The 26,876-nt window shown below is 33.5% G+C and carries 20 protein-coding genes; 8 read left to right on the forward strand and 12 right to left on the reverse strand.

The features are described 5' to 3' along the window. Positions 1-3: 3 nt before the first annotated feature. The 10 genes from bioA to QWY99_RS19605 form a co-directional block, all read right to left on the reverse strand. Positions 4-1,281, reverse strand: coding sequence for an adenosylmethionine--8-amino-7-oxononanoate transaminase (gene bioA / locus QWY99_RS19560; RefSeq protein WP_290267393.1), 1,278 nt, complete (start codon positions 1,279-1,281; stop codon positions 4-6). 94 nt (positions 1,282-1,375) lie between these two features. After that, the gene (bioD, locus tag QWY99_RS19565) at positions 1,376-1,993 is read right to left on the reverse strand and encodes a dethiobiotin synthase (RefSeq protein ID WP_290267394.1); all 618 of its coding nucleotides are present in this window, start codon (positions 1,991-1,993) and stop codon (positions 1,376-1,378) included. A 130-nt stretch (positions 1,994-2,123) separates the two neighbouring features. After that, positions 2,124-3,260 (reverse strand): aminotransferase class I/II-fold pyridoxal phosphate-dependent enzyme, encoded by a 1,137-nt coding sequence (locus QWY99_RS19570; protein ID WP_290267395.1) that lies wholly within the window; start codon positions 3,258-3,260, stop codon positions 2,124-2,126. Between the two features lie 213 nt (positions 3,261-3,473). After that, the gene (locus QWY99_RS19575; protein WP_290267396.1) at positions 3,474-3,755 is read right to left on the reverse strand and encodes a F0F1 ATP synthase subunit delta/epsilon; all 282 of its coding nucleotides are present in this window, start codon (positions 3,753-3,755) and stop codon (positions 3,474-3,476) included. A gap of 68 nt (positions 3,756-3,823) precedes the next feature. Next, a complete protein-coding gene (gene atpD / locus QWY99_RS19580; protein ID WP_290267397.1) occupies positions 3,824-5,335 on the reverse strand; it encodes a F0F1 ATP synthase subunit beta in 1,512 nt (503 codons plus the stop codon). 234 nt (positions 5,336-5,569) lie between these two features. Beyond that, positions 5,570-7,039: an SGNH/GDSL hydrolase family protein gene (locus tag QWY99_RS19585; RefSeq protein ID WP_290267398.1), complete on the reverse strand. Its 1,470-nt coding sequence runs from the start codon at positions 7,037-7,039 to the stop codon at positions 5,570-5,572. Between the two features lie 85 nt (positions 7,040-7,124). Continuing rightward, a complete protein-coding gene (locus QWY99_RS19590; protein ID WP_290267399.1) occupies positions 7,125-9,932 on the reverse strand; it encodes a TonB-dependent receptor in 2,808 nt (935 codons plus the stop codon). Positions 9,933-10,228: 296 nt separating this feature from the next. Further along, positions 10,229-12,076 carry a glutamine--fructose-6-phosphate transaminase (isomerizing) gene (gene glmS / locus QWY99_RS19595; RefSeq protein ID WP_290267400.1) on the reverse strand — a complete coding sequence of 616 codons (1,848 nt, stop codon included), beginning with the start codon at positions 12,074-12,076 and terminating at the stop codon, positions 10,229-10,231. Positions 12,077-12,086: 10 nt separating this feature from the next. Continuing rightward, complete coding sequence (gene bamH / locus QWY99_RS19600) at positions 12,087-13,733, reverse strand: BamH family beta-barrel-assembly machinery protein (protein ID WP_290267401.1); 1,647 nt, start codon at positions 13,731-13,733, stop codon at positions 12,087-12,089. A gap of 21 nt (positions 13,734-13,754) precedes the next feature. After that, positions 13,755-14,561: a glycogen/starch synthase gene (locus tag QWY99_RS19605; RefSeq protein ID WP_290267402.1), complete on the reverse strand. Its 807-nt coding sequence runs from the start codon at positions 14,559-14,561 to the stop codon at positions 13,755-13,757. 78 nt (positions 14,562-14,639) lie between these two features. Between QWY99_RS19605 and panC the strand changes: the two genes are divergently transcribed. The 5 genes from panC (at position 14,640) to QWY99_RS19630 (ending at position 20,566) form a co-directional block, all read left to right on the forward strand. Further along, on the forward strand, positions 14,640-15,518 hold the full coding sequence (gene panC, locus QWY99_RS19610) for a pantoate--beta-alanine ligase (RefSeq protein WP_290267403.1): 879 nt from the start codon (positions 14,640-14,642) through the stop codon (positions 15,516-15,518). A 14-nt stretch (positions 15,519-15,532) separates the two neighbouring features. After that, entirely contained in the window at positions 15,533-15,883 is a 351-nt protein-coding gene (gene panD / locus QWY99_RS19615; RefSeq protein ID WP_129540483.1) for an aspartate 1-decarboxylase, read from the forward strand. Between the two features lie 181 nt (positions 15,884-16,064). After that, a complete protein-coding gene (locus QWY99_RS19620) occupies positions 16,065-17,216 on the forward strand; it encodes an alpha/beta hydrolase (protein WP_290267404.1) in 1,152 nt (383 codons plus the stop codon). After that, complete coding sequence (gene radA / locus QWY99_RS19625) at positions 17,216-18,577, forward strand: DNA repair protein RadA (RefSeq protein WP_195738188.1); 1,362 nt, start codon at positions 17,216-17,218, stop codon at positions 18,575-18,577. Before QWY99_RS19620 ends, radA begins: the two co-directional genes overlap by 1 nt. Positions 18,578-18,601: 24 nt before the next feature. Then, positions 18,602-20,566, forward strand: coding sequence for a biosynthetic peptidoglycan transglycosylase (locus tag QWY99_RS19630; RefSeq protein ID WP_290267405.1), 1,965 nt, complete (start codon positions 18,602-18,604; stop codon positions 20,564-20,566). 3 nt (positions 20,567-20,569) lie between these two features. Here the strand turns inward: QWY99_RS19630 and QWY99_RS19635 are convergent, their stop codons facing one another. Together QWY99_RS19635 and QWY99_RS19640 are read right to left on the reverse strand one after the other, a co-directional pair. After that, a complete protein-coding gene (locus QWY99_RS19635; protein WP_290267406.1) occupies positions 20,570-21,319 on the reverse strand; it encodes a LytR/AlgR family response regulator transcription factor in 750 nt (249 codons plus the stop codon). Beyond that, on the reverse strand, positions 21,316-23,130 hold the full coding sequence (locus QWY99_RS19640; protein ID WP_290267407.1) for a tetratricopeptide repeat-containing sensor histidine kinase: 1,815 nt from the start codon (positions 23,128-23,130) through the stop codon (positions 21,316-21,318). The genes QWY99_RS19635 and QWY99_RS19640 overlap by 4 nt, the downstream gene beginning before the upstream one ends. A 204-nt stretch (positions 23,131-23,334) precedes the next feature. Here QWY99_RS19640 and QWY99_RS19645 point away from each other — a divergent pair, with 204 nt between their 5' ends. The 3 genes from QWY99_RS19645 (at position 23,335) to QWY99_RS19655 (ending at position 26,858) form a co-directional block, all read left to right on the forward strand. After that, positions 23,335-24,495 carry a vWA domain-containing protein gene (locus QWY99_RS19645; RefSeq protein WP_290267408.1) on the forward strand — a complete coding sequence of 387 codons (1,161 nt, stop codon included), beginning with the start codon at positions 23,335-23,337 and terminating at the stop codon, positions 24,493-24,495. 30 nt (positions 24,496-24,525) lie between these two features. Beyond that, positions 24,526-25,149 carry a murein L,D-transpeptidase catalytic domain-containing protein gene (locus tag QWY99_RS19650; RefSeq protein WP_290267409.1) on the forward strand — a complete coding sequence of 208 codons (624 nt, stop codon included), beginning with the start codon at positions 24,526-24,528 and terminating at the stop codon, positions 25,147-25,149. Between the two features lie 68 nt (positions 25,150-25,217). Further along, on the forward strand, positions 25,218-26,858 hold the full coding sequence (locus QWY99_RS19655; RefSeq protein ID WP_290267410.1) for a DUF4139 domain-containing protein: 1,641 nt from the start codon (positions 25,218-25,220) through the stop codon (positions 26,856-26,858). Positions 26,859-26,876: the final 18 nt, after the last annotated feature.

The following is a 26,876-nucleotide window of genomic DNA, read 5'->3' on the forward strand; positions in this document are numbered from 1 at the left end:
TACCTATGCTTGTACCATCTCTATAGCTTCTTCTATAATTGAGTATACTTTTTCTAGTTGCTCGTCACTAATAATATAAGGAGGTAATATGTAAACTATATTCCCCACTGGCCTAAGAATAACCCCTTTATCAATAAAGAAATTATAAAGCTTTGTTCTCATCGATCCGTAATAACTTTCTTCTGAATCAGATTTAATTTCTAATGCAAAAATAACACCTAAAACTCTGGTTGTTAAAACACTCGAGTGATTTTTTATTTTATTCTGAAAATTTAAATGGCTCTTATTTACACGTGCAATATTGTTTTGCATTTCTTGCGTTTGCAATAAATCTATACTTGCTAAAGCCGCTGCACATCCTGTAGGATTGGCTGTAAAAGTATGTCCATGAAACAATGCTTTATTAATATCATCATCATAAAAAGCATCAAAAACTTCTTGAGTAAAAGTGGTAATCGCCATTGGGATTGTTCCTCCAGTAAGCGCTTTTGAAAGACACATCATATCCGGTTTTTCATCTAGATAATCCATTGCAAATGTTTTACCTGTTTTACCAAAACCTGTCATAACTTCATCGGCAATTGTAAGAACATTATTTTCTTTACAAATCTGAATTAAAGTAGCTAATGCTTCTGGCTCATACATAACCATTCCGGCTGCTCCTTGCACTAATGGTTCAAAAATGAACCCTGCACAATTCTTCTCTTTTATTACTGCTCGTAATGCATCAAAACTTTCTTGTTCTTGCCCTTTTACAGGTACAGGAATTCGAACCACATCTATAAACATTCCTTGAAAAGCTTGTGTATAAAATGAAATTCCGCTTGCAGCCATTGCAGCAAATGTATCTCCATGAAAAGCGTTTTCAAAAGCAATAATCGTAGTACGTTTTTCTCCTTTATTGAAGAAATATTGTAAAGCCACTTTTATCCCAACTTCTACTGCCGTAGAACCATTATCTGAAAAGAAAATTTTCTGTTGGTTTTTGGGTAAAATTTCGATTAATCTTTCAGCAAGAACAATTGCTGGCTCATGCGTAAATCCACCAAACAAAACGTGCTCTAGAGTAGTTAACTGTTTGTAAATAGCATCAGCAATAAACCGATTACTATGTCCAAAAGGATTTACCCACCAAGAGGCAATTGCATCTATATATTCTTTATTATTTTCGTCCCAAAGTAGTGCGCCTTCTCCTCTAGAGATTGCTATAGGAACTGCTGCTGTTTTATGTTGTGTATAAGGATGCCAAAGATACTGGCTGTCTTTTTCTGATAATGTCATCTTGTGAAAAATGTTTGTTTGTAAAAGTAAGATGTGTTTCTATAAAATGTATGCTGCAAGATGTGGAATCTATTGTACTTTCCACAAAACCATTTTACAATTCTAAAAGATTCTCTCTAAATAAATCGGCATATTCGCGAATCACATTCTGGTCAAAATAAGGTTCTTCATCAATTCGTCCTATACATTTTACCCCTGTACTATTTAAAATAATTGCTTCTGATGATTTGTTTTCGCTTCCGCTAAAGATAATTCCAGCAATATTCAATTTTCGGTTCTTCAATGCTTCAATTGTTAGCACGGTATGATTAATGCTTCCTAAATAATGCCTAGAAACTACAATAACTTTATGATCTGGTTGAATTAAATCAAGTACAAATTCTTTATCATTTAAGGGTACATAAACCCCTCCTGCACCTTCAATAACCAAATGATTATTCGTTTTAGGTTCCGTTATCTCATTTAAATCAATCGTTACTCCGTCAATTTCTGCTGCCAAATGAGGACTTGCTGGCGTATTTAAAGCATATGCATTTTTGTGAAATTGAGATTTAGTATTCGAAATTCTTGATTGTACTTTTCCTGTGTCTGAGTTATCTAAATCTCCTGCCTGAATCGGTTTCCAATAATCAGCTTCTAATGCTTCTACAATTATAGTCGAAGCAATTGTTTTACCAACATCAGTAGAAATACCTGTAATAAATAGTTTCATTCCCCTTTTTTTTATTGCGTACAAAAATACCAATAAAAACACAAAGCCCATCATAAGAGGGGCTTTGTGTTTATCTAATTACCCTTTGAGTTAGTTAAAGTTTAATTAATATGTAGTGCATTTACTATAATTAAAACAGGCTACTTCCTAAAAAACACAAGGCTTCATTAATTTCTTCTTCTAAATTATAACTATGAATACAAAAACGCAGTCGCTCCTGTCCTTCTGGAACTGTTGGTGATAGGATCGCTTTTACATCAAATCCCTTCTCTTGCATTTTTTTAGCAACAGCTTTTACATTTTCATTTCCAGGAATAATCGCCGATTGGATTGCCGATTTGCTTCGAACAAACATGGGCTGTAATCCTAAAAGTTTTTTTTGTTGATTGAAGTAAACAATGTTCTGACGTAGCTTATCGATAGTTTCTTTTTCTATTTCCAATTGTTGATACGCAATAAGAATAGTAGCAACCGAATGTGGAGATAATCCTGTTGTGTAAATAAAGCTTCTAGCAAAATTAATGAGGTATTCTTTTAATTCTTGATTACCAAGAATTACTGCTCCATGACATCCTAATCCTTTACCAAAAGTCATGATTCTTGCAAAAACCCTATTGTGCAATCCTAAAAACTGCAATAAGCCTTCGCCTTTTTCTCCAAAAACTCCTAATGCATGAGCTTCATCGACTACGAGGTAACAATTATATTTTTCAGACAAGAGCACTAATTCTTCTAGATTCGGACAATCACCGTCCATAGAAAAAACACTTTCGGTAACAATATAAATTATTGCGTTTTGATGTTTGACTATGAGTCGCTCTAAATCTTCAAAATCATTATGATTAAATTTATATGTTTTGGCATTGGACATTAAAATTCCATCACGAATAGAAGCATGACTTAACTCATCATACAAAATAACATCATTGCGCTGTGGCACAGCGCTAAAAAAACCAACATTGGCATCATAACCCGAATTAAAAATTAAAGCCGATTCTGACTCGTGAAACTGCGCTATAAAGATTTCTGTGATTTTATATAGAGAATGATTCCCTGAAATTAATCTTGAGCCCGTAGCTCCGTTTTGAATAGTATTCGTTTCTAGTAAATAACTATGTGTTTTATTAAAAATTACCGCAGATTTTGAAAACCCAATATAGTCATTAGATGTAAAATCAGTTAATAGGTTAGTATCTGGTAATTTTCTAAGCGCATTATTTTGCTTTCTTACTACTAACTTTTGAAGAAGGTTTTCTGGTAATTTCATAAATACAAAGTTATTAATTTAAGCCGGTTATATTATCTATTCTATTTTTTAGCCCTGATGGAAACGGCATCCTTTTTTTGCTGGCCACTGCAAGCAAAAAAAGATATAGTGAACAGCAGGAAATTGCTTCTAAAGTGCGCCTCTATAAAACGAACATAATAAAAAAAGCCATTCACGATTGTGAATGGCTTTTCAACTTTATTTTAAATTGTCTTAGTCTGCTAAAACAATTATCTTATTGTCTTTCATCTCGATAGTACCTGACACAATTTCCAAAGTGTAAGTTTGGTCATTTACTTTCGTGAATTTATCCGCTACTTCTTTAGCAAAACTGAAGCTAGGTGCCACAATTTTAATAGTTCCTTTTTCTAAAATAGAAACAATAGGAGCGTGATGATTCAATATTTGAAAGCTTCCATCAACTCCTGGCAAAGTAACCGAAGTCACATTTCCTGAGAATAATTTTGCTTCTGGTGATACTATTTCTAAAGTCATTTTCTTTTAGTTTACAGTTTCAGTTAATAGTCTCAATAAATTACTGCGACCCAATACTGAAAACTAGATTAAGCTTCTGCTAACATTTTCTCTCCAGCCTCGATTGCTTCTTGAATAGAACCTTTCAAGTTAAAAGCTGCTTCTGGAAGGTGATCTAACTCACCATCAATAATCATGTTAAATCCTTTGATAGTATCTTTAATGTCAACCAATACTCCAGGAATACCTGTAAATTGCTCCGCTACGTGGAATGGTTGAGACAAGAAACGTTGTACACGACGTGCTCTTGATACAGATAATTTATCTTCTTCAGATAACTCTTCCATACCTAGAATCGCGATGATATCTTGTAATTGTTTGTATTTTTGAAGAATTTCTTTTACTCTTTGTGCACAGTCATAGTGCTCATCACCTAAGATTTGAGGAGTTAAGATTCTTGAAGTTGAATCCAATGGATCAACCGCAGGATAAATACCTAACTCAGCAATTTTACGAGATAATACAGTTGTTGCATCTAAGTGAGCAAAAGTTGTAGCCGGAGCCGGGTCAGTTAAATCATCCGCAGGAACGTAAACCGCTTGTACAGATGTAATCGAACCTTTGTTTGTAGATGTAATACGCTCTTGCATTGCACCCATTTCTGTTGCTAATGTTGGTTGGTATCCTACTGCAGATGGCATACGACCTAAAAGAGCCGAAACCTCAGAACCTGCTTGTGTAAAACGGAAGATGTTATCAACGAAAAACAATACGTCTTTACCTTGATCAGTTCCTGCTCCATCACGGAAATACTCAGCGATAGATAATCCTGAAAGTGCTACACGAGCACGAGCTCCAGGTGGCTCATTCATTTGTCCGAAAACGAAAGTAGCTTTAGACTCTCTCATTCCTGGCATATCTACTTTAGATAAATCCCATCCTCCATTTTCCATAGAGTGCATGAAATCATCACCGTATTTTATAATTCCTGACTCTAACATCTCACGAAGTAAGTCATTTCCTTCACGTGTTCTTTCTCCTACTCCTGCGAATACTGAAAGTCCACCGTGACCTTTTGCGATATTGTTAATCAACTCTTGAATCAATACTGTTTTTCCAACACCAGCACCACCGAACAATCCAATTTTACCCCCTTTTGAGTAAGGCTCAATTAAATCGATTACTTTAATACCTGTGAACAATACTTCAGATGAAGTTGATAAATCTTCGAATCTTGGAGCTTGTCTGTGAATAGACAATCCATTTTCTCCTGTTTTTGGCAAGTCCCCTAAACCATCAATTGCATCTCCAATTACATTGAATAATCGACCATATACGTCTGGACCGATTGGCATTTGGATTGGATTTCCAGTTCCAACTACTTCATATCCACGGCTCAAACCATCTGTTGAGTCCATTGATATTGTACGAACTGTATTTTCTCCGATGTGAGATTGTACTTCAAGAACTAATAACGTTCCGTCTTTTTTAGTGATTTCTAATGAATCATAAATTTTTGGAAGTTCAACATCTTTACCGTTAAAAACGACATCAACTACTGGTCCAATGATTTGGGCAACTTTTCCTATTACTTTTGACATTACTGTATGTGTTTATTAAATAGCTATTTAGGTTTAACGAAAATACCTCTTTTTTCAGTGCGCAAAGATAATTTTTAAAATATAAAATCAATAACTTTTTTTTATAAAAATACTATATTTTTTACAGTTAATAAAAATAAGCGTATCGATCGCATAAAAGTCCATCTTTTCAGCCTAATAAAAAAAACCACCGCTTTATAAAAAAGGGTGGTTTTCTTACTAAAAAAATTGGCTTTATTTTATAACTGCTGGATATTGAATTGGATAATTTGCCAAATCAACATGTCGCAATGTAGAATTATATTTTGCATTAATAGCATCTACAAAAATATTTGCTATTAAAGCATATCCTCTAGCACTTGGATGAATACCATCAAGAGAGAAAGCTCCTCCTGTTACAAAAGCTGAAGTCATATTAAAATTTCCAAAACTAACACCTCCATTAGATAATTGCGCCATAACCGCTCTTGTATCTACCAATGCAAGCCCTTTTGAGTCTGCAACTGCTTTTATAGCGTCATTATAAGCATTGGTAGCCAAAACCACCTCTGCAACTTCATCTTTTGACAAAACCCAATTATCTGCCAAAGGAACCGATAGTCCATTTACCTTTGTTGGATCTCCACCAACAAGAGTACCTATAAAATTCATAGCCGTAAGCACCATAAAATCGGCTTTTGTAGCTTGCCTGTAAGATGGCACCCCATACCCCGAAAGATCTGTAAGATAGCTATCAATAATAACTACGGCATTTTTTCCTTCCACAAATTTTATCGTTCTGCGAGCTGCCTCTTCTTCTGTCAATAATTTATTAGTAACCATAGCTTTCAATCCTCCATTATAAACAGCATATCCTGCATTTAATTGATCTGCCAACGTTTTTGTTAGCGACGCTGGATTATAAGGAACCGTTGTAAAATAAGGTAACGTACTTATATTTGGTAAGTTTGCCACTACTCCTTTAGCTCCACCTACTGTTAAACCAGCCACTAAAGAACCGTAAACATTAGCAAATAATGTTGGATCTGTAATATCATTACTTCCATATGTTGCTGGATTCATATTCCCTTTTTGATTTTTTCCTACTCCTCCAGATATTGCATAACTCAAAACATCATTTCCCCCAATAAATAAAGAGAAAAAAGTTGGCTTTTGCGCCATCGCATCTCCCAAAATAGTAGCTGTAGTCGAACTTGAAAATCGAGAATAATAAGGATTTGCCAATCCCGATGCTACTCCTGCAGTATTACCATAACCAGCTGCTAAAAGATGAAAACTTTTTGCCCCAGGTACTCCTAAATTGTTAAATTCCCCAGTTAAATGATTCGTCACCTCTGTTGTTGGCTTTCCACTTACAGGAACTGGCCCAACTCCATTAAAATAAAGTCGAGGTCCTTGAATCACATTACCTCCCAACAATAGACCACCAATATTATCCTGCATTAATGGCGTAGTAAAAGCTCCACCTCCCGCAGGAGCAAACTGTTGTGACAACACATTAGCATAAGAGCCTTGCTGCCCTTTTGCAAACAAAGCATTATCACTATATCCTGCAGCAAATGAATCTCCCAAAGCAACATATTTTGTAAACACTGCCGAACCAGGCGTAATTGGAACTTCAACAGGTGTTGTATCTTCATCATCATTATTACATGCTACAAAGGCCAATGAAACCAATAATAGCCATTTAAAATTTTTTATCATGATTTGTTATTTTTACATTAATATTCATTTTCCCATCTTCCAAAATTCATTAAGAAGTACATAAATTACCTATTCAATAATTTATTTATGGGTTAATTGTCCATGAAGCAAACCATTGTTGCCCTATTAAACCTGCTCCTATAACCTGTAGATAATCTTTTCCAAAAAGATTTGTAGCCCCCACTTTTATAACCGATTTCAATTTAGGAAATGCGTAATTTATTTGAGCATCAAAAACCGTATTCTCAGGAATCATTCCATCAGCAAAAGAAGCCTCCCATAAATATTCACTATTCCATCTTACATTCATATTGAATCCAAAATTTTTAAACAATTTAGCATTCCCCAACGAACCTTTAATTCTATGTTTTGGAGTATTGAAACCTGCTACAAAACCTGGATCTTTTGACTGATCAAAATCTAATTGTGAATAATTATAGTTCACTCCTACTTCAAAATCTTTATATACTTTTTTAGACAAACCAACACCTACTCCAAATGAAGCAACTTGAGCAGTTGTATTAGTATAAACCTGATAAACCCTTCTGTCTCCAAACGCTAATGCCTGAGCACTTTTTGCTACGTCTGCATCTGTAAAATTTGTACCCACAGTTCCGTAATACGGGCTAATTACTCGAGCCGTATTCATGAAATTATCATAAATATTGTAATACGCATTAACATCAATCGAGAAATCTCTTACCACAGAACGATATCCTATTTCAAAAGCTTGCACTTCTTCCGGTTTTACTAATCCAATATTAGCCACTTGAAGGTCTGCAGTGTTTCCAGATGCTCCAAATGCCTGCACAGAAGCCACTGTATATGCATTTTCGTAAGCCTTATGCCCATTCATTGTTACCGTAGCTGGATTATTTGCCGCTTGACCCGCCAAACTCACTTCTCTAACCTCAGTAAAACGATCTAAATTTTCTGGAGCAGAACCAATTAATGCAAACGGACCTAAATCTAAACCAATGTATTGATCTTGAGTTGTAGGATTTCTAAATCCTGTTTGATATGAAAGTCTAAAATTATGCACTTTACTTGCTCCTGCAGAATAAACAAAAGCAATTCTTGGTGATACATTACCTTTAAAGTTTTGACTTTTATCATAGCGAATAGACCCTGTAAATTTCAATCTATCGTCCATCCATTTTTTAGCAACCTGCGTATAAGCTCCGTATTCTTTATATTTTAACGGACCGTCATAATCTGTAAAAATTGTTCCTTCAGAGTTCATTACATATTGTCTCCAAGAACCTCCTACTTGAATTTCAGCAAACTTAACAAGGTCTTTAAAATTATAATTCACATCAGAATGATATAATTTAGAATGATCTATAAACTTAGCTCCTTCTTTTAGATTTGGATTATTAATAACATCTGTAAAAGCTTGTACAAATTGTGGAGAACCAGGTTCAAATCGAGCTGATCTTGGAGCAGTAGGATTAGCTGGATCAATATTTGGTGTTAAGCCCAAACCTGGCGAAACATTGTAATCTGCAAAACTTCTAGCATAGTTTGCTGCATCATTTGCATTAAGTCCCAATACTGCAGAAGACAATTGAAATGACCTTGCATAATCTGTAAACCAGTTCGTATCTGATTTAGCAGCTCTATTGACGTTCCAACCAGCAAAACGCATGTCGTATGAATCTCCAGCATTTTCATTAGTCATATAAACTCTAGCGAAAAAGTTTTTTCCTTTTACCTCTAATTTGGTTTGGCCCATAAAGAAGTTCTTTAAAGAATACCTATTGGCTCCTTGATAAATAGTACTACCAATTCCTAATTTGTATTGAAATATAAATTCAGTCTCATTTTCCCAAGGTTTAAGATGCATCGCAAAATCTGCCTTTACACTTTCTGATTTATTATTATTCAAATCTTTTTCATGATACCCAGTTCTACTTACCTGCCCAACGTTTGGAAGAAAAGTAGTAACCTCGTCACCATAAATATTTAATCCATCATAATTTTGATTATTAGCATGTCCTATAGAACCCCCAGTCAAACTTCTTAAATCATCGGCAATCCACTCGGTTGCTCTAACAAAATTAAAATTTGCTTTAACAGCAAAGTGTTTGGTAAATGCAGTAGCGGCTCTAAAACCAAGATCTACATAATCATTAGTTCCTGCCACATCTTGTGAGGTTTGTCCATATTTAAAATACGTACTAACACCTTGATAAGTAAACGGACTTTTACTATTCATAAACAAAATACCATTAAAGGCATTTGCACCATAAAGCGCAGATGATGCTCCAGGCAAAAGTTCAACACTAGCAACATCTAAATCATTTAAACCAATTAGATTTCCTAATACAAAATTCAATGCTGGAGATGAATTATCCATACCATCTACCAATTGCATAAAACGAGTATTTGCAACTGTAGCAAAACCTCTTGTGTTTACTGATTTAAAAGATATACTACTTGTATTAAAAACAACTTCTTTTAGATTTTCCAAACCTTCGTAAAAAGATGGAGCTGTAGTGTTTTTTACATCTTGAATACCCATTCTCTCAATTGTAACCGGCGACTCAATTACTCTTTCTGGAGTTCTCGAAGCCGAAACCACAATTTCATTCAACATTGTTTGCTCCTCAACTAGCGCCACAATAATTTTTTGTGTAGCCGAAGTAACATTGACATTCTTTGTTTCGTATCCAACTATTGTAATTCTAATAGTAAGCGGTAGCGCTTTAGATGACTTTAAAACAAACGAACCGTCGAAGTCAGTAGACGCACCACTGCTCTCTCCAACAATATTAATGTTGGCCCCAGGAATTGCCTGTTTTTTGTTATCAATAACGGAACCTGAAATTGTACTCTGCGCAAAGGATACCCCGCAAAAGAACAATGATAAAATAAGTAAATACATTCTCATTTGGTTAGTTTTAGATGGTTTATGTCACCAAAGTACAAATATTTTTCATATTACTAAAAATTTGTTAAGAAATATTGATATTTCATAACTTTTTAATAACAAAAATACATATTATGTATTTACATTTTTTAAACTTTTGACAACAAATAACCCCTAACCTACTGAAATATACTATGCATACATATTATTTTGAAGATAAAACTGAATATTCTACAAAAATGAATTCTTAAATTTTTGTTATAAAAAAAGCGAGATGTAAATCTCGCTTTTTCAAATACTTATAATATTATATTTTTTTATTCTACAGTAACCGACTTGGCCAAGTTTCTTGGTTGGTCAACATTACAACCTCTCATAACAGCTATATGATAAGATAACAATTGTAATGGAATTGTAGTAATTAATGGAGATAAAGCATCTGAAGTTTCAGGAATTTCAATCACATAGTCCGCTAATTCACGTACTTGTGTATCTCCTTTTGTTACAACAGCAACAATTCTTCCACTTCTAGATTTTATTTCCTGAATATTACTTACAATTTTATCGTAATGTCCTTGCTTAGGAGCAATTACAATTACTGGCATATGCTCATCAATAAGAGCAATTGGTCCATGCTTCATTTCTGCTGCAGGATAACCCTCTGCGTGAATATATGAAATCTCTTTAAGTTTTAAAGCTCCTTCAAGCGCTACTGGAAAATTATAACCTCTTCCTAAGTACAAACAGTTAGGAGAGTCTTTAAATGCAGCCGCAATTTCTTTAGCAACATCGTTTGTTTCCAAAACTTCTTTTACCTTATCTGGAATAAGCTCAAGTTCTTGTAAATATCTATGAAAATCTGGAGTAGACAATGTTCCTTTTGCTTTTGCTAAACGCAAAGCAATCATCGTTAATACAGTAATTTGAGTTGTAAATGCTTTTGTAGATGCAACACCAATTTCTGGACCTGCATGTGTATAAGCACCTGCATGTGTCTCTCTTGAAATAGATGAACCTACAACATTACAAACACCAAACACAAATGCTCCGTGTTCTTTTGCCAATTTAATAGCTGCCATGGTATCTGCAGTTTCTCCAGATTGAGAAATAGCAATAACAACATCAGTTTTATTGATGATAGGATTACGGTATCTGAATTCAGATGCATATTCAACCTCTACAGGAATTCGGGAAAATTCCTCAAAGATGTATTCTGCAACTAAACCAGCGTGCCATGATGTACCACAAGCAACAATAATTATTCTATCGGCGTTTAGAAATTTTTCTAAATTATCCTCAACTCCTGCTAACTGAACAATTCCTTCATTTGCATGAAGTCTTCCTCTGTACGTATCTTTTATAACACTAGGTTGCTCGTATATTTCTTTAAGCATGAAATGATCATAACCTCCTTTTTCAATTTGCTCCAAATTCATTTGAAGTTGTTGAATATAAGGATCAACTAATGAATCATCTTTAATCTTTCTAATTTTAATTGGCTTATGTAATCTAATATTAGCCATTTCTCCATCTTCAAGATAAACAGCATTTGAAGTATACTCGATAAAAGGCGAAGCATCTGATGCAACAAAATATTCACCTTCACCCACTCCAATTGCCAATGGACTACCTAATCTAGCCGCAACAATTTCATTAGGATTCTTTCTATCAAATACTGCAATAGCATAAGCACCTACAACTTGATTTAATGCTACCTGAACTGCCTTACCTAATTTAAGACCTTCTTGTTTTTGAACTTCTTCAATCAAATTCACCAATACCTCTGTATCTGTATCTGAATGAAAAACGTATCCTCTTTTCTTTAATTCTTCTTTTAATGGAGCATAGTTCTCAATAATACCATTATGTATTATTGCCAAGTCTCCAGAATTAGACAAGTGAGGATGCGAGTTCACATCATTAGGAACACCATGGGTTGCCCAACGCGTATGACCAATACCTATACTTCCGTTTGTTGTAAACCCTTCACTGGCTTTAGCTTCAAGATCTGAAACCTTACCTTTTGTTTTACAAAGTTTAATTGCCTCTCCATCATATAACATAACTCCAGCACTATCATAACCTCTATATTCGAGTCTTTTTAGTCCTTTAATTACAATAGGATATGCCTCTCTATATCCAATATATCCAACAATTCCACACATATATATTTAATTAATTTGGTTTCGTGTAGTAAATCTGTAGTTTTAATCTCTTATTCACATCAGAAGAATTTCCTCCATGAATTACTGTTCCCAAAGGACTCATCACTGATGCTCTTGGCACTTTACTAAATGGATCTCCTTTTACTGGTACAGCCGGCGTTCTCAACTTGTTAGTAGCAACAACAGAAATATCCTCTGTCACAACAATCCCCATTCTCACATTAGTTGAATCTTTACTGTTAATTAAATTTCTAATGTGGTTTGTTAGTCGAATTTTATATGTTGCCCCTTTTTTGGTAACTGGATCAACATTCAATATACCGTTAAAAACTTGCTTAATTTTTTTTGCATCGTCCGTAGCACTTGGAGTTCCATCATTATAATAATCTACAATAGGTCTACTATTATTAAAATCATACAAGAAGATTCTATTAGGCTCTGAAGAAACATTCTTCATAGCATCTGAATCAACATGAAAAACCAAATTAGCCTCGTTAATTAACAATTTTTTTCCATCTGCTGGATTTCTTAATCTATCCAATTCATCTGGAACACCATTTGGGCCTTCCTTTAAATTCCCTTTTTCATCATATCCAATAACATCGGTTCTACCAAAAAGCTCTAATATCGCCATTGAACCTTGACCACCTTTTAAATACAACCTCTCATCACCATTTACTTTCGGAGCCCCTATAGCCGTACTATAACTTGGGTTAATATTCGTTTCTTGTAGCAACTTTGCCGAATTATCACTTAAATTAAGAACTAAAGTTTTATCTTCTTTAATTGAGTCATCATCTGTTGTTATTTCTGTTTTTGCTTTATACTTAATAGTAATCTTTCCTTTTTTAAAGTCAATAGTTGCCATTCTACTTGCACCACCATTACTTTCTACCTTAAAGTACAACCCTCTAAAAAATTCTTTAAAAACATCATTTGTAACCAACTTCGATGGATTATCAAGCAATTTTTGAAAAGCAGCTGTCTCCAACTTCAATTTCATTGCGGGTATTCTTTTGGCTACCGTTTCTTTTCCTGCATCATCTTTAATTGGTTCAGTAATCTCTTCAGCACTGAATCCAAATCCAATATTATTTTCATCAGTACCATTATTTAAACGCCCACCTACTTTTGCAGCATCAAAAAGAGAATTATCATCCGTAAAAAATAACTTTGAACTTACAAAGTTATCATCTGGGTCCAAATTAGGCATATAATACCCAGATTGATAAATACTAAGATTTATTTTACCATCAATAGGCCCGTAAATTGAATCTAAAACGTATATATTTTTTCCGTTTTCAACTTTATCTATGTGACTATAATACGGGATTTCAAGTTCAACACTTTCTACAGTAGGGCTTTCTCCAATTGTAGGCTTAACCGTCGCCAATGTCACCTGCGTAACAAAACTAGCCGTTGTTGTACTAAATGCAGAATTAACAAAAACCCCTAATTGATTCGAACTTAAATTATTTGATTGTACTGGTCCTAGCTTTTGGTTATAAGCTATCACCTCTGAGTCACTTATTAACAAATCAAAATGGTTACCACCAATTAAATCATCGCCTATAGCATTAAAATCCTTGTCGCAAGAATATAAAAAGACAACGCTTGATACTAAAAGTATTTTCCTAAAAAAAGAAGTATTCTGCATGTGTAATAAAAAAGTTAAATTTTAAAGAACCTCGTTTTTATAAAAATTTGTATACGCCTCTGCGAATGCATCTTTTGGGACGAAAGGTAAAAAAGGTTTTCCCGAAGATTCTATAAATTTTGTTAAACTTGAAGACAGATTGTTTGAGGCAATTATTACTCCATCTGAATGAAGAATACTCGCTTTTAAGATGTTTTCGTAATTTGGAATTTCTAAATCTGAAACAGCTTCATGTGGAACTCCATCAAATTTTACCTTTTTAATCATTTCTGGATCTAATGTCTCATTAAACGATTGCGTGTAAACAGAAGTAACAATTTTTGTTTCAGAAAACAAAGCTTCGTGTTTATAATAATGTTTCATATAGATTGGTAACATTGCTGCCATCCATCCATGTACATGTATGATATCTGGAACCCAGTTTAACTTCTTAACAGTTTCAACAACTCCTTTAGCAAAGAAAATTGCTCTTTCGTCATTATCGGGGTACATTACACCTTCTTCATCTGTAAAAGTGGCTTTTCTTTTAAAATACTCATCGTTATCTATAAAATAAACCTGAATTCTTTCCTTAGGAATAGATGCTACCTTAATAATCAATGGCATATCCAAGTCGTTCACTACCAAATTCATCCCAGAAAGTCTAATAACTTCGTGTAACTGGTGTCTTCTTTCATTGATATTCCCATATCTTGGCATAAAAATTCTTATCTGCCCGCCTTGATCGTTAATCATCTTTGGCACATCATAAGACATTAAAGAAACCTCATTTTCAGCTAAATAAGGCACAACTTCAGATGATACATACAATATCCTCTTATCTTTCATAATAGTAATTTGCTTAATTTTTGGTAATAAAAACGTTGCAAAATTACAAAAATTTATGCAGTTATTAACTAATATATTATGTTTGCATTAAATTTTAATAATACCACCATGCATATTTTCAACGGTAAAGTTGCTTTAATAGCCTATTTAAAAACTATTAAAACCGAAAATTCAAGTGTTGGTTTCGTACCAACCATGGGCGCTTTACACCAAGGTCACCTCGCATTAATGCAACGATCATTAAACGAAAATGATAACACAGTTGTAAGTATTTTCGTGAATCCAACACAGTTTAACAACCAAGAAGATTTAGCAAAATACCCCCGAACTCTAGATGAAGATGTAAGAAAAATTAGCGGTCTAAGCGATAAGATAATTTTATACGCTCCAACTGTCGAAGATATCTACGAAGGGCATACCGTTTCTCAATCTTTTGACTTTGACGGACTAGAAAATCAGATGGAAGGAAAATTTAGACCCGGCCATTTTAACGGCGTTGGTACTATCGTAAAACGTCTATTCGAGATCATCGCTCCCACAAATGCTTATTTTGGAGAAAAAGATTTTCAACAATTACAGATTGTAAAGAAAATGGTCGAAAAAAACCATCTTCCTGTAAATGTTGTTGGATGTCCAATTTTTAGAGAACCAAACCAATTGGCAATGAGCTCTAGAAACGAACGCTTGACTAACGAGCAACGTCAGGAAGCAGCGATGATTTACAAGATTCTAACAGAAGCTAAAGAAATCTTTCAAACAAAAAGCCCCGAAGAAACAATTGAATTTGTAGAAAATTCATTCAAAAACAACGACAACTTCGAACTTGAATATTTCGTAATTGCTGATGAATCAACATTATTACCTATCGATCACAAAAGTAAAGACAAAAATTACCGCGCATTTATAGCAGTATTTGTTAATTCTATTAGGTTGATCGATACTATTTCATTAAATTAATTTACTTTTGTAGCATGCAAATTCAAGTAGTAAAATCAAAAATACACCGCGTTAAAGTAACTGGAGCCGATCTTAATTATATTGGCAGCATTACTATTGACGAAGCATTACTAGATGCCTCTAACATGATTGAAGGTGAAAAAGTAGCAATTGTCAACATCAATAATGGAGAACGTTTTGAAACGTATGCCATTAAAGGAGAACGAAATTCAGGCGAAATAACCCTTAATGGTCCTGCAGCAAGAAAAGTTCAAAAGGATGACATCATCATCATTATTTCTTACGCAACATTAGAGTTTGAAGAAGCAAAAACCTTCAAGCCATGGATTGTTTTCCCTAATGAAAACGACAATTCGTTAACATAAATCCATTTCGAGACTTATAAAAATGCCCTTTTTCAAAGTTAAATTTTGTAAAAAGGGCAATTTTGTATCTATAAGTCAACCAAATTGGTAGCGCAATATCCATTTGTAATTAAATAAAAAAAATAAAGTACTATATTGCTACTCTATTTTATTACACTTAAAATTTCAGAAATCCCAAATTATGAAAAAGGTTTACCTACTATTATTATTTATTTCTATTACCGTTTTTGCTCAAAGAAAAACAGAAACGATTAACTCAGTACCACTCGGAGAAACAAGAACGATTACTGTTGAATTACCTGCTTCTTACGAAGCTAATAAAACTCGGAAATATCCAGTGCTTTATTTATTCGACGGAGAGTATCTTCTCGATCCATTTAGTGGTGCTTTAAAATATGGTACTTATTGGGATGACCTTCCAGAAACTATAATTGTTGCTATTCATCAAAACAAAGACGATGAGCGTGAAGATGATTCAACTTTTGACGGAATTAATGGTTTGCCTTTTGAAAAAGGAGCTAAATTTTTTGAATTTGTGGCTGGAGAAGTAATTCCTAAAATTGAAAAAAAATATCGTACTGCGCCGTTCCGAATTATTGCAGGACATGGAGTAACTGCTGGTTATTTGAATTTTTTCTTATACAAAGAAGTACCTCTCTTTAATGCATATATTTCTATGAGTCCTGAGCTTGCTACACAAATGGAAGTTCGTGTTCCTGAGAAATTTGCTAAATTAAAAACACCGCTGTTTTATTATTTATCTGTGGCCGATGGTGACATTAACAAAACCAAAGACCCAATTCAAAAACTAGATCAAAACATTAAAATAGCAAACAACCCTTTGATAAATTATAAATATGATTTATTCAAAAACACCACTTATTATTCTGCTGTTTTATACGCAATACCAAATGCTTTAAACCAAATTTTTGAAGCCTACAAGCCGATAAATATAACTGATTATAACGAAAAGATTGTTGTTCTAAAATCTGGTTACGTTGATTATCTAAGAGATAAATACGATATAATCACAAAAACGTTAGGTGTTGAAATGCCTGTTAGAATGAATGACTATATCGCTGTTGAAACTGCTATTTTAAAAAACAATGCCTACGACGAATTAGGTATATTAGCTGAAATTGCTAACACAAGTTACCCTAAAGCAATGTTAGGAGAATATGCAATAGGACTGATGTACGAAAAAATGGGAGACCCAAAAAGAGCTTCCAAAAAATACCAAAACGCTTCTCAAATGGAACCTATTGGTAAATTGAATAAAGATTTGATGTACGATAAAATAGATGAAATGAATGATCTTATCAAAAAGAAATAATGTCAAAAGTTAAAACAACCTTTTTTTGCCAAAATTGTGGCGCCCAATATTCTAAATGGCAAGGACAATGTAATTCTTGTAAAGAATGGAATACCATTGCTGAGGAAATTATTCAGAAACAAGAAAAGGTTGCTTGGAAAAGCGAACCTACTCCTACTGGAAAAGCACCTCGTCCTTTACGAATAAACGAAATTGATTCGACTCAGGAGGTTCGTATGGACACAACCGATGGCGAATTAAATCGTGTTCTTGGTGGTGGTATTGTTCCCGGATCTCTAACGCTTTTGGGAGGTGAACCAGGAATTGGAAAAAGTACACTTTTGCTACAAGTTTCATTACAATTACCATACAAAACACTGTATGTTTCAGGCGAAGAAAGTCAGAAGCAAATAAAGATGCGTGCCGAAAGAATTACACCTAATGGTGACAATTGCTATATTCTTACCGAAACCAAAACTCAGAATATCTTTAAACAAATAGAAGCGATTCAACCTGAGATTGTAATCATTGATTCTATCCAAACGCTTCATACGGATTATATCGAATCTACTGCTGGAAGTATTTCTCAAATTCGAGAAACCACTGCCGAGTTAATCAAATTTGCTAAAGAAACCAATATTCCCGTAATTCTGATTGGACATATTACCAAAGACGGAAACATTGCTGGTCCAAAGATATTAGAGCATATGGTTGATACTGTTCTACAATTTGAAGGAGACAGAAACCATGTGTATCGTATTTTACGTTCACTAAAAAACCGTTTTGGATCAACTGCCGAACTTGGTATCTACGAAATGCTAGGAAGCGGTTTAAGAGAAGTATCTAACCCTTCAGAAATATTAATCTCACACAAAGACGAAGAATTATCAGGAACAGCAATTGCTTCAACACTCGAAGGAATGCGTCCGTTAATGATCGAAATACAATCGTTAGTAAGCACAGCCGTTTACGGAACACCTCAACGAAGCACAACGGGTTATAATGCCAAAAGATTAAATATGATCTTGGCCGTTTTAGAAAAAAGAGCTGGCTTTCGCTTAGGAGCAAAAGATGTTTTCCTAAACGTTACCGGAGGAATTTCTGTAGATGATCCTGCGATTGACCTTGCTGTTGTAGCTGCTATTTTATCCTCAAATGAAGATATTCCTGTAACCAAAGGATTCTGTTTTGCTGGTGAAGTTGGCTTATCTGGCGAAATTCGTCCTGTGAATAGAGTAGATCAACGTATACAAGAAGCAGAAAAATTAGGATTTTCGACTATTTTTGTATCAAAGTACAATAAAATTGCGTTAAAGAATACAGGAATCAAAATTGAGCTTGTGGCAAAAATAGAAGATGTTGCCAGCATTCTTTTTGGATAATCTTACCTACATCAAAGAATTTATATGAAAACAAAAAAACAAAAAATAGTATTGGCTCTCAAAATTGTAGTCGTGCTATTTATTGTAGTACTGATTGGTGCTTATTTCTTTAGAGACGCTCTTTTGCATAAAGCTATCGCAAAGGTCTCTGATAAAATGAACAAGGAATACAACAGTACGTTTTCTGTAAAAACGGCTTCGTTTGATGGGCTTTCTGGAATAAAACTGACCAATGTAATTTTAGTACCAAAAAATGCCGATACGCTTTGCAACATTCATAATATAGAAACCAGTATTAGTCTATCCCATTTATTGGTAGGAGACATTCAAGTTGGTACTTTAAAAATTGATAGAGGTTTTATACAATTAGTAAAAAAAGGAAATATCAAGAACTTTGATGCTTTCTTAAAAAAAGACAGTACCAACACTTCTAAAAGCGAAAAAAGAGAATACGCTACTTATGCTTATCGAATTATATCTAAATTATTAAATCTTGTTCCTACTGATATGAAGTTGGAAAATTTAATTTTTAAGATTGATGACAATGGCAAAAAGGCACAAATTGCAATCAACAAATTGATCTTAATTGATAAAGAATTAGAAACCAATTTACACGTTCAAACTAAAACATTCGACCAACGCTGGAATATAAAAGGTTTTGCTGATCCAAGAAATAAAAAAGCCGACATTCGATTTTTTAATCTCGATACAGGAGCCATTCGAGTTCCTTATATCGATGATCGTTTTAATATGCTTGCTAGCTTTGACTCTATTCGATTGAATATTGAAAATATCAAAAAAAGTGGAAGCGAACTACATATTGATGGATATTCTTCTATCACTAATTTAAAAATCAACCATGCAAAGATTGCTAGCAAAGATGTAATCATAAAAAATGCTCGTTTTGATTATCGTTTCTTATTGGGGTCTGATTTTATCTCGATAGATAGCACTTCAACAGTTCAGTTAAATAAAATTAAACTACACCCTTATGTGTCTTACAACACAGAGTCCGATACGATTTACACCTTAAAAGTTGCGATTCCTAAAATGAAAGCACAAGACTTTATTGTTTCCTTACCTGATGGTTTATTTACCAATTTCCAAGGCATGGAGGCAACAGGGAATTTTGATTATAAACTTGATTTCAAGTTCAACAAAAACAAACCGAATAGCTTAGTTTTTGATAGCAAACTAAACAAAGAAAACCTTGCAATTACAAAATACGGCCAGGCAAACCTCAACAAATTAAACGGTGAGTTTGTATATCGTGCCATCATAAAAAATGTATTACAAAGACCTATCTTAATTGGCTCTGGAAATCCAAACTATACTCCTATTGAGCAAATTTCTCCCTATCTTCAAAAATGTGTGTTAACTACCGAAGATCCGTCGTTCTTCTCACATCGTGGTTTTATTAATGAAGCTTTCAAACAGTCGATTTTAAAAAATATCCGAACCAAGAAATTCTCTCGTGGCGCAAGTACAATTAGTATGCAGTTGGTGAAAAATGTTTTCCTTACCAGAGAGAAAACGTTGTCTCGTAAACTCGAAGAAATCTTACTCGTTTACATCCTTGAGAACAATCGTGTAGTAAGCAAGCAACGTATGCTTGAAGTTTATTTTAATATTATCGAATGGGGACCAAATGTATACGGAATTGGAGAAGCAAGCCGTTTCTATTTCCAAAAAAGTCCTTCGGAACTAACCTTAAATGAATGTCTATTTTTGGCTACTATTATTCCAAGTCCACGAAAATTTACTTATCAATTTAATGACCAAGGTAATTTAAAGGATTATGCTATTCGAAATCAAAAGTTCCTTAGCAATATTATGTTACGCCGCGGTGTCCTAACTCCCGAGGATACTATTAATAGATTACCTGTATATGTTTCTGGTAACGCTCGTTCACTATTACGAATAAAAGCGCCAGATTCAACAGCGGTACCTGTTGATTCAATAGCTATTGATGATGAGTTTGATCTTTAAGATTTATTTGAAGTTTCTTAAGAATTCCTCTTTGTAAGTTGGAGAAACTTCAATTTCAGCCCCATCGTTTAGCATTATAATCCCTCCTTTATTATAAGACGTTACACAATTCATATTGATAATATGTGATTTGTGAACTCGTATAAATGGCAAAGGCAAAATTTCGGAAAAGTGCTTTAAGAAACGACAAACCATTTTTTTACTTCCATCATTTAAATATAAATCAGTGAAGTTTCCGTTGCCTTTTAAACGGACAATTTTTTCCATTTTTACTACTTCGAACCCTTCTAGAGTTGGTAAAATAACTTGTTGTTTCTCTGGTTTTGTTTCCTTAAAATTTTCAACGATAATCTTGTTTCTATTAAAAATCTCATGGTTCATAACCTGATGCTGTACTTTATTTACTGCAACTATCAATTCTTCAATACTAATAGGTTTTAGCAAATAATAAGCAGCACTTTGGTTTAAAGCTTTCAATGAATATTCAGAAAAAGCAGTAACAAAAATTGTTTCAAAATGCAAATCCTTGCAAGCTTCCAAGACATCAAAAGCATTTCCAAATGGCATTTCGACATCCAGAAAAACCAATTGCGGTTGCAATTCATGCAACAACGGAACTGCCTCTTTTATATTTTGTGCTTCACCAATAACTTCTACTTGCGGACAATATTTGCTTAAATAATTCTTAAGCACTTCACGAGCCCCAAGTTCATCTTCGACAATTACACTTTTTATCTTTTGAAAAGTCATCATAATTTATCTATTAACGGAAAAACAATTCGAATAATCGTCCCTGTCTCTGGCGATTCTTTTTCGATAATTTCGAAAGAAATATTCTTTTTATACAATTCGTTCAGCAAACTAATTCGTTCCTTAGTATTGCTCAATCCCCTAGATTCATGTACTTTTTGATTGTTTGTTTTTAGTTCCTGACTTTTGGTTAAACCAATCCCATCATCTTCTATAGTCACTACAACCTTATCTGCTACAAAGCCAAAATTAAGTTTTAGAAACCCTTTGTTATCCAGATAACGTAATCCATGCCAAATCGCATTTTCTAAATGAGGCTGAATAATCATATTAGGAATCAAAACTGTTTCGGTATCCAAAGCTTCATCAATACTAATTTTAAAATCAAACTTGTCCTGAAAACGCAAATGTTCTAAATCTAAATATTTCTTAAGCTGTTCAATCTCCTTATCTAATGTGATGAAATCCTTATTAGAATTCTCCATCATATTTCGCATTAACTTAGAATAAGAAGTCAGGTATTTATTGGCTTCTAATTCTTTGTTTTCGGAAATAAATTGATTCACACTATTCAAACTATTAAATATAAAATGTGGATTCATTTCTCTTCGTAAAGACTGCAAAGCAATTTCTTTGTTTTTAGTTTTTATCGAATACAATGCCTTTACAATAAATAAGAACAACAATAAAAGCAAGACGATTGAACCCAAAAGAAAATAATTAAACGTGTTTTTCTTAGTAATCAATTCATCCTTTAATGTCTTTTCTTTTTCTAACTGACGTATTTTATCTTCTGTAACTTGAAATGTTTTTGCATCAATAAGCGTTGTGTCCGATTTGATTAATTTATCAAAATTGGTAAAGAACTGTTCGTACAATGCAATACTTTCCCTATCATCACCTTTGGTTTTATAATATTGGATTAAAGCTGACAAACTTTTCTTAGCCTCTGTTGAATTTCCTTTATTGGATGCTAAGTCATACGCTTCTTTTAGGGACACGACGGCTTTTTTAGGTTCTGCTTTTTTAAAATAAAGCGTTGCCAATGATTGTAATTGTTTTATTTGCGTCGTATAATCTTGTTTGGTTTTGGCTTCCGCCAAAAGTCTTTCGTTGATACCAATTGCTTTATCAAACTCATTATCCGAAGCATAAACTTTGGCTAGTTCATTTTTTATTTTAATTATTGCCTCAGGCTTATCTTTTGCGTAAGTAAGCGCATTATTGTAGCTTTCAATTGCAACTTCTTTATTTTTTTGTTGCAAAGAATTCTCCGCTTTTTGAACGTATGCGGCGGCAACCTCATCAGCTTTATTTTCTTTTTTAAGCAACTCAATGTTTGAATTTACATATCCGACTTGCGCAACTGGACTCGCCTGCATTCGCAACCGATTGGCATCGTTAAGATTTATTTTCTCTTCATTTTTTCCTTCTGAAATAGCTCCTGCAGCCTCGTAATTTTTAATTGCTAATCCAAACTTTTTCTGATTCTCTTGTACTTTGGCAATACTTCTTCTTACTCGTGTTTTATCCTCCGTTAAATTTTGTTTAGTATAACTTGCTAATGCTTTTGTATAATATTCTTCGGCTTTAGCATTATCTCCTTTATTAAGAAATTCATTAGCTAGACGCTCATAATTCTGACCTATTTGTGTTTCATCATTTATATCTAAAGATTTTTGTAACTCTTTGGATACTTTGCTCATTCTTGAAACTGGCATTGCTTTTTTCTTGGCAATAGAATCCTGTGCTACTACCTCAACAGGAAATAACAGCAGTATGAATAAAGAAAAAATGGCTAATAAATATCTCATATCGTATATCCTTTTTTAAATCTTAACCGCTTAATTTATTAGCGACTCATAACCTTAAAAAAGAATACTGTAAAGTAAAGTATTTTATGTTCCGTTTACAACTCGTTTCACCAAGTGAAAATACCGTTTCACCATTTCTACAAAAAAGGAACTCTTTAAGTTTATAAGTTTGGTCTATAATCACAATCTAAAACATAAGAAATCATGAAAACAGCTATTCTTATCTCAGCACTTTTGGCAAGCACATTTTCTTTTGCAAATAGCAATTACGAAAATGCAAATCCAAAAAAGAATACTACAATTGAAAAAACTGCTACAGTAGCAAAAACTAAAATACAAGTCGCATTATTATTAGACACTTCTAGTAGCATGGACGGATTAATCGATCAGGCAAAATCTAGACTTTGGAATATTGTAAACACGCTAACGACCTTAAAATACGATGGAAAAACACCAGATATTGAAATTGCTTTGTACGAATATGGCAATGATGGGTTATCAAAACAATCTAATTATATCCGCCAAATTGCTCCTCTTTCTACAGATCTCGATTTGATTTCAGAAAAACTATTTTCTTTAAGTACCAATGGCGGTAACGAATATTGTGGAGCAGTAATCCAAGATGCAACCAAACAATTAAAATGGGCAAAAGACAACAACAATATGAAGCTCATTTATATTGCAGGAAATGAAGAATTTAATCAAGGAGGAATCAACTATAAAGAAGCGATTAGTAATGCGTTGAAAAATGATATTTATGTAAATACTATTTTTTGTGGAAACAAAACAGAAGGTATCAATACATTATGGAAAGATGGTGCCGATTACGGGAAAGGAAAATATTTTAATATCGACTCTAACCAAACAGTAAGATATATAGCAACTCCTTATGATGACGAAATTACAAAGTGTAATGAAAAAATAAACAAAACCTACATCGGTTATGGTTCGAAAGGTTCTGAGAAAAAAATGAATCAGGAAGTGCAAGACAGAAATGCTCAAGGAGTTTCGGTCTCAAATTACGCCGAGCGTGCAGTAAGTAAATCGAAAGCGGCTTATAAAAATGATAGCTGGGATTTGGTTGATAAAGTAAAAGACGATGCAACTGCTATTTCTAAAATCAAAAAAGAAGAATTACCAAAAGAGTTTCAAAACAAATCTGCGGCCGAACTAAAAGTAATTGTTGCACAGAAAACCAAAGAAAGAGAAACTATTCAGAAAGAAATTGGTGAACTAGCAAAAAAACGCCAACAATATATTGATACAGAAGCAAAAAAAACCAAGAAACAAGATGACCTAGGCAATACCATAAATACATCAATTATTGCTTTTGCTAAAATCAAAGGATATACTGTCGAGAAATAAAAAACACAATAAAATCAATCATTTAAAACCATGAAAAAGAAGATTCTCTTTTTGCTATTTATCGGAGCTTTTTGCGCTAGCTTTTCATGTATTCGTAAAGAAGATAAAACACAATCATCTATAAACTCAAAGTCGATTTATTCTTCTACAGAAAAATTAAAAGATCAAGTAAATGAGGTTAAAAACTTTGTAACTAAATCTTCTAAATACAATACCGAAGTTGGTTTCTTTTTGGACATGGGAATTACATCGGGTAAAAAACGCTTTTTTATATATGATTTAAAAAACAATAAAGTTCTTGACAAAGGTTTGGTTGGACATGGTTCTGGTTCTGAAACTGGGATTCCTGGGAAACTAAAATTCAGCAATATTAAAGATTCTCATAGCACCTCGTTAGGGAAATATGCAATTGGTAATTCTTATAATGGCACATTTGGTAAAGCATACAAATTATATGGTTTAGACAAGTCCAACAGTAATGCCTTTGATCGAAATATAGTCTTACACAAATATTGGGACATTCCATTTGAAGAACAAAACAAGCCTATTCCCAACAGTCTTGGCTGTCCTATGGTTAATGAAAAGTTTTATGGTGTAATTCAAAAAATAATTGATAAGTCTAATAAAAAAATCATTCTAGTTATTTACCATTAAAACCCATTCAAATTTTTGTTATTTGCAATCTAACATCACATTAAACAGATCCTATAAATTTTAAACACATGATAAATAAAAAAATAATAACAGCAACCTTATTATTGATTGGAGCATTTGCATTTGCACAAAAACCAATCTTTACAACAGCTAAAGTAAAAGCTGCAACAGTATATTTTAATGCTGCTGAGATTTCGCAAACCGCAAGTATTACTCTTCCTTTAGGAACAAGCGAAATTGTGATAAAAAATGTCGCTGTAGACTTGAATGAAAGTTCTATTCAAATAGGAACTCCAGCATCAGTAACGGTGCTTTCTGTACAGTTCACCAACAATTATATTTCCGAATATGAAGTTGATACTAAATCTCCAGCATTAAAAAGAGTACGAGATAGTATCGTTTTGGTTCAGAAAGAAATTCAGAAAGTTAATAATACAATCAATTCTGAAACAAAAACAATTCAGCTTTTGGATAAAAACCAACAAATTTCTGGCGTTAATTCTGGCTTGAATGTAACCGAATTAATGAAAATGGTAGAGTATTATAAAACCAAGCAACTCGAAATCGCTAATACGATTAATACCCTTTCGGAGAAACAACAAAAGCTAAATGGAATATTGCAAAAATTAAACAATAAGCTCGAAGTTGATTCTAGCAAAGAGGAAAAAACCTCATCTGGTAAATTAATTGTTCAGGTTATGAATGATGTTGCTGGTGCCATACCATTAGATATTTCGTACTTAACTAATAATGCAACTTGGACTCCTTTTTATGACCTACGTGTCGAAAGTGTTACTTCGCCTATTAATATGATGTATAAAGCACAAGTAATACAAAACACAGGAATTGATTGGAAAAAAGTAAAACTTACTTTATCTAGTGGCTATCCGAATCAGAATAATCAAGCCCCAATTTTAAGCTCATGGTTTTTAAGAAATAACGACCTTAATCAAAATGGTTACAGTCAAAGAAACAAAATGAACCAATTACAAAGTAGAGTTGCTGATGAAAACACATTGTCAGAAGTTGTTGTTACAGCATTACCGGCATCAAAAAAAATGGTACGATCATCTGTTTCTAACTATACAACTGTAGAAGAAAATCAACTTAATGTTTCTTTTGATATTGATATCCCTTATGATATTTTATCAAATGGGAAAGTTCATAGTGTTTCGCTTAAAGAAATAAAATTGCCTGCATCATACAAATATTACGCAGCTCCAAGAGTTGAGAACGAAGCCTTCCTTCTTGCTGAAATTGCTGATTATAGCAAATACAATTTATTAAGAGGAGAAGCCAATATTATTTTTGAAGGAATGTATGTTGGTAAAACATTTATAGAGCCAAGCCAAACTAGCGATACTTTAAACTTGAGCATGGGTCGTGACAAAAAAGTTTCTATAAAACGTGAAAAAGTAGCTGATAAATCTGGAACTAAATTTTTATCTACTAAAAAGGAGCAAACCTTCACTTATGATATTACAGTTAGAAACAACAAAAAAGAAGCTGTTGAACTTTTATTAAAAGACCAATATCCTTTAAGCACTGATAAAGAAATTGAAATTGAATTATTACAAAGTAGCAGTGCCAAAGTAAATACCGAAACTGGAATCTTGACTTGGCAATTGCAAATGAAGCCCAACGAAATCAAGAAAATCAGAATTAGCTATAAAGTAAAATACCCCAAAGATATGGTGCTAAATTTATAAGGCTCTCTTTAAAACAAA

The sequence above is a fragment of the Flavobacterium branchiarum genome, assembly GCF_030409845.1.
Classification (GTDB): Bacteria; Bacteroidota; Bacteroidia; order Flavobacteriales; family Flavobacteriaceae; genus Flavobacterium; species Flavobacterium branchiarum.